This window comes from Pseudomonas fluorescens, assembly GCF_005938625.1.
In the GTDB taxonomy this organism is placed as follows: domain Bacteria; phylum Pseudomonadota; class Gammaproteobacteria; order Pseudomonadales; family Pseudomonadaceae; genus Aquipseudomonas; species Aquipseudomonas fluorescens_BD.
The window spans coordinates 1-4,856 of the sequence record NZ_VCNJ01000083.1 but is presented as its reverse complement, the minus strand read 5'-3'; the positions used below and the strand labels follow the sequence as shown (position 1 = coordinate 4,856).

Annotated in this window: 5 protein-coding genes and 2 pseudogenes; all 7 read right to left on the bottom strand. The window is 61.3% G+C overall.

Annotation, left to right across the window (positions count from 1 at the left end; genetic code table 11):
- A pseudogene (locus tag FGA82_RS29745) lies at window positions 1–189 on the bottom strand (hypothetical protein); the annotation flags it as partial.
- Window positions 186–734 carry a DNA-binding protein gene (locus FGA82_RS29740; protein WP_141129861.1) on the bottom strand — a complete coding sequence of 183 codons (549 nt, stop codon included), beginning with the start codon at window positions 732–734 and terminating at the stop codon, window positions 186–188. The gene FGA82_RS29740 and the pseudogene FGA82_RS29745, both read right to left, overlap by 4 nt.
- Window positions 731–1,654, bottom strand: a complete 924-nt coding sequence (locus FGA82_RS29735) for a hypothetical protein (RefSeq protein WP_141129860.1) — start codon at window positions 1,652–1,654, stop codon at window positions 731–733. The genes FGA82_RS29740 and FGA82_RS29735 overlap by 4 nt, the downstream gene beginning before the upstream one ends.
- A complete protein-coding gene (locus FGA82_RS29730; RefSeq protein ID WP_141129859.1) occupies window positions 1,651–2,358 on the bottom strand; it encodes a hypothetical protein in 708 nt (235 codons plus the stop codon). Before FGA82_RS29730 ends, FGA82_RS29735 begins: the two co-directional genes overlap by 4 nt.
- Before the next feature lie 8 nt (window positions 2,359–2,366).
- On the bottom strand, window positions 2,367–4,064 hold the full coding sequence (locus tag FGA82_RS29725) for a phage tail-collar fiber domain-containing protein (protein ID WP_141129858.1): 1,698 nt from the start codon (window positions 4,062–4,064) through the stop codon (window positions 2,367–2,369).
- A 9-nt stretch (window positions 4,065–4,073) separates the two neighbouring features.
- On the bottom strand, window positions 4,074–4,598 hold the full coding sequence (locus FGA82_RS29720; protein WP_141129857.1) for a phage tail protein: 525 nt from the start codon (window positions 4,596–4,598) through the stop codon (window positions 4,074–4,076).
- Window positions 4,595–4,856 (bottom strand): annotated as a pseudogene (locus FGA82_RS29715) (baseplate J/gp47 family protein); the annotation flags it as partial. The pseudogene FGA82_RS29715 and the gene FGA82_RS29720, both read right to left, overlap by 4 nt.

The following is a 4,856-nucleotide window of genomic DNA, read 5'->3' as shown; positions in this document are numbered from 1 at the left end:
GTAGCCGATGAAGTGCCGCTGCAGCGTGCCCTCGTTGTAGCCGATATCCAGCGTCACCAGCCCTTTCAGCGGCACAGGGGATTGAACGGTGAAGTTCGCCCGGCCGGGGCTGGTAGCGTCCAGCCTGACGTCCTCCTTGATGAGAGCGATCGGGGCGCCGTTGATGGACAGTATCTTGTGCAGTTTCACGTCTGCTCACTCCCGCCCAGCCACTTATCCACACGTCCCAGCACTTTTTCAAAGCCGCTCAGCGCGGGGTTGTCGCTGGTTCCATCACCCGCACCGCCGGCACCGACCGGGCTACCCGGGGCGCCTTGAGCGTTGACCTTGTTGCCAGCGCGCCGGCCTTCGACTTTCTCCGGGTTCGACTCGCGCTCGCTCAAGGTGAACTGCACCAGCCAGGCTTTCAGCGTGTCCGCTTCGCGTGCGCTGACGCCGTCGGAAAACTCCACCTGACGCACGCCGAAGGTCTCGGCCGTGTCGTTCACGATCCGATACAGATGCAACTGACCGCCGCCGGCGGTGGCTTCAGCCATCCGCAGCAGATCGGTCAGCTGAGTCTTATCCACAAAGGGAATCATCAGCGAGACGGACAGCGTCTTGGGTTTGAAGCCCTTATGGGCCTTGTCGGTATTGCTTGTCTGGCCGGACATGTCGCCGCTTTCGATTCGCAGATTGGCCGTGACCTTGAGGTTCTTGCCTTGGACTTTTTGCCCGTCGAGTAACAGCGTCATAGGCCCACCAGTTCCTGCACAAAACTCAGCCCTTCTTTGCTGCCGACCAACAACAAACCGGCGCACTGAATCCATTCATGCCCCGGGGCGTCGCCGGCCAGCAGTTCGCGGCTCAGTTCGCTGGGATTGCCCGGGCCAATCATCCGCGCGCGCAGGCTGACGTCGGGGTTGCCCCCAGCCAGCAGGTCTTTTAGATCAGCCAATTGTTTGTCTCGGCCCTGCTGCTGGGCGCTCTTGCGCGCAGCCAGCGCTGCCAGATCGGCCAACGGCGAGCTGTCGGCGGCGTAGCCTTCCAACACGGCTATTTGCCCCGCCATGGACTGTTTTGCGGCTTTGACCACCGTGCAACGCTCCAGCGGCAAGCCCTGCCAACGTGGCAGTGGGCCGGCGCCGGGGATCTCCCACTTTTCGCTCTCCAGTTTCACCAGGTGTTGCGCCCGGCGCTCGGTGCGCACCAGGTCAGGGATCGGCAGCAGTGCATTGAATCGCGCCAAGCTGCTGGCCAACTGTTCCAGCCGCGTGCCCAGAAACAGGATCGACAGCGCGTATTGCGGCCCGGTCGGGCGGCCGCTGTCGCTGGCGTCTTCCAGTTTCTTGGCGAGATGTTCCAGCGCGTTGGGCGCGGACAGAAAACGCTGATAGCCCGCGCCCTGGCCAACGCCGCTTTGAAATGGCGTCACGACCAGGCACGCCGGCACCTGCCCCATCTGCTCGGCCAGCGCTGCGCGTCCGGCCGCGATCGCGCCTTTTGCGGCATCACCGACCGGCCCCGGGTGGGTGTTGGCCAGTCCACTCAGGCCAGCCAGGCGCTGGGCGGTGCTGGCCAGTTCGCTACCGGCCAGATCCTTGGCCGCTGACAGCCCGGCCATCCACTGCGTGGCCTGCTCCGGCCAGCGCATCGTCACCGGTGCCCAGGTCATGCCGGCGGCGTCCAGGTGATGGCTTTCATTGCCTTCAGATTTTTATCTTTCTGAGCCTTCGCCACAGCTTGGCGCAATGTTTCCGCGTGCTGCTGCGCCGCTTGCCGGAAGCGCACCAGGTCAAGACTGACTTTCTGCAGCTGGGCGATGGTATGCGGCCGGAAGGCCAGCACCTGGTCGGCGTCATAGCACGGGTAAACGTCGTCCAGGCCCAGCAGCACCTGGCCATTCAAATTTACCTGGTCATCGATCGCGCTGCTGTAGCGGTATGGCTCACCCAATGCACTGGAAGTGAAACCGCCAGCGATATAGACAGTGCTGCCGGCGGCGATCGCTTGCAGCTTCTTGTCCCGGAGTGCAGCCAGCACGGCGTCGATATCATCAACCCATTCGCCGTTCTTCCAGACCTGATTCGGCCCGGGCTTCTTCATGGTGAAACCGGCCGGCACCGGTTCGAAGCCTTCCAGCGTTCGCGGTTCACCTGTATCGGTTTTATAGACAACCACGCCCCCGAAGTAGTCCACCAACTGCCAAGCCCGACCGTTCCACCATGCGGCTTTATGTTCCGGGATCTCGGGTGGTGCCGTTTCCACGCAACCACCGGGGATTAGGTAAACACCCGGCTCCAGCGGCGACTCTTCAGCCTTCACGGCGCCGATGAAGATGCCCAGGTGATTGGTCTGATAAACGAGTTTTTCAGTCATGCTCGATCTCAATATTTGATGCAGTAGAAAAGGGCCAAGTTTCGGGGCCGGGTTTCGGCCCCGCCGGCAGCGGCGACGGTCACGCCGTGGGTGTGGTTACCGCCCCAGCCCACGCCAACGTTGTGCGCGTGATGGCCGGCGAGCCCCATGCCGATGTTGTGGGCGTGCTGGCCCTGGTAATCGGTGCGCATCGGCTGGTTATCTGCGTTTCTCCCACCGGGCATCTCAAGGTCAACGACGCTTGCGCCGCCTACTGGGTAACCGATTGAAATACCTTGGCCAGTGGCCGCAATTCGCCAGCCGTGGTCATGGTTGCCTTGGGCATCTGTCCAGGCGCTGTGGACATGATTTCCTTGCGCATCTGTCCAAGCGCTATGCAAGTGGTCGCCTACGGCCGCAGCCGACGCGGAGTGCGCATGCGAGTGGATCATCATGTCCTGATAGACGCCGAATGCACGGCCAGGATCCAGACCGCGCCCGTCGTCCCAGCCGCGTGGGAACAAGCCGCGCATGTCGGGCAAGTTGAACGTGGTGGAACCGTCGCCGGCGCCGTAGTGCGTCCCAAGCCAGGCGAAGAGTTGCGCGAATGTGGTACGGGAAACCGCCGCACCATTGCACTTCAGCCACCCCGTCGGAGCAGCTGTCATGGCAAACGCGGCCACCATGCCGGTCATGGAATCACCAACCTGTTTTTGCAGTTTGTTCAACGCGGCCGTCGACGCCACGATCTGACTGCTGTTTGTCGTTGGGTCGTCGCTAATAGCATTGGGCAAGTTGCCCAGCCCGACGTCTGCTTTGGTCGTGGCCCGGGCACGCAGCAGCGGATAGTCGCCGGTACGGGATGCGAGATATTTGATCAACGCACCACCGACTGGCTCGGCGTCCCGCAAATCCACGATATTGCTGGGTGAGATGAAATCGGCGAGCGGCACGCAGTAATGACGCACGCCGGCAGCATCGGTGTAATCAGCCTGTTCACCGAACACCACTTTCCAAACAGCCATCCGATCGTTCAATTGACGCTCAAGACATACGTCCAGCCAGACCTTACCTACTGGAACGACGCCGGGGACCGCTTCTGACTTCGCAATGGCCACGCGGATGCCTTCGACGTAGGCCGTGCCACCATTGATCTGGTAGCCGGTGTCTGTCTTTTCGAATATCAGAGAGTTACTGAAAAAGAACGCACGCCCGTAGAGGTTGCGATTGCTCAAGCGCTCGCGCTCATCGATGCCGGCCAGGCGCACGGTAAAGTCATGCTGCCAGGTGCTGGCATCGACCGTGACGCCAGTCAGCTGCTGGGCACCGTCAAAGGCCACCAGAAAATTGCGGGTGACGTTGTTGCCGATCTGCTGCGGCGGAATGTTCTGGCGTTTTTGCTGCAGGGGCACCGACGAGGCAGCAAACAGGATGCCGTCGGCGTCCTCAAGGCCGACCCAATTAAAATCCCAGTCGCCGATGTCCGAGCCCAGCTGGGCGCTGTACACCACCTGGTTGGGGTTCACAAAACCGGCGTTCTGTTTAGGGATCGTATAGACGTAAACAATCTGCCCCGCCGGTGGCTTGCCGGCCGCGCGATCCAGCGGCGCGGTCGGATCAAGCCCGGGCACATTGGCAAAGATGAAGCGGCTGACGATCAGCGGCTTTTGCTGGCTTTGTTTCAGGGCAATTTGGCTTTCGCCGGCCAAGGTAATACTGGCGCTCACGGTGCGCTCCTACAGGCGGGCAACCAGCGTTTGCTGGTCGTCGTTAAAATCAATCAAGGCGATTTGCAGCCCCACAGGGGTGATGGTGACGAAGTCGTAGCGCCGGCACGTTCGGCCGTATTGCTGAATCAGCACGCGCAAAAGCTCGGGATTGAGCGACAGTTGAGCGTTGCTGAACTTCAGCAGCACCACGTCCCAATCGCGGTCGGGCTGGCGTTCCTCGATCTCGACGTAACCCACGCCCAGGCGCTCAAAAATGCGTTTCAACCCGGCGGTGCTGCCGGCGTCGACCGAGTTGATGAACGCGTATTTCACGCGCAGTCGAAACAAGGACTCGGGTTCGCCCTTGAAGCGCGTCACGTCCCGCTGCCAGGCCCACAGTTCAAGGATGCTCATGTGGCAGGTGTCGGGATCGATCTGCGAGTAAGGCCAGCGCAGCCAGCCGGTGACGGTTTCCCACCACGCCTGTGCAGCCGCGACCAGTTTTGAAAGTTCGGTGCCGCCAAGCCAGAAAGGCAGTTTGAGTTTGATCATTGCAGGTTCACCTTCAGCGACGTCAGGCGCGGGATGTCCAACCCGCTGGTGATGTCGACCCCGGGTGTAAACCGCAGTGAGGCGATATCGGCAAACTGTTGGTGCAGTTCTTCCGCGAGGCGACTGAAGCTGAAGCGCGACTGGGGATAAGTCAGCGTCGGCTGATAATCGCGGGGCGTGCTTTCCCGAAACGCGGCGCGGATGAATAGCTCGATCTCACTTTTCAGCGTGTCGATCTGCTCCGCGCTCAAATTTGGT

Coding starts and splice junctions, on each gene's coding strand:
- FGA82_RS29735 (WP_141129860.1), bottom strand. CDS start 1,654: ATGACCTGGGCACCGGTGACGATGCGCTGGCCGGAGCAGGCCACGCAG.
- FGA82_RS29730 (WP_141129859.1), bottom strand. CDS start 2,358: ATGACTGAAAAACTCGTTTATCAGACCAATCACCTGGGCATCTTCATC.
- FGA82_RS29720 (WP_141129857.1), bottom strand. CDS start 4,598: ATGATCAAACTCAAACTGCCTTTCTGGCTTGGCGGCACCGAACTTTCA.
- FGA82_RS29740 (WP_141129861.1), bottom strand. CDS start 734: ATGACGCTGTTACTCGACGGGCAAAAAGTCCAAGGCAAGAACCTCAAG.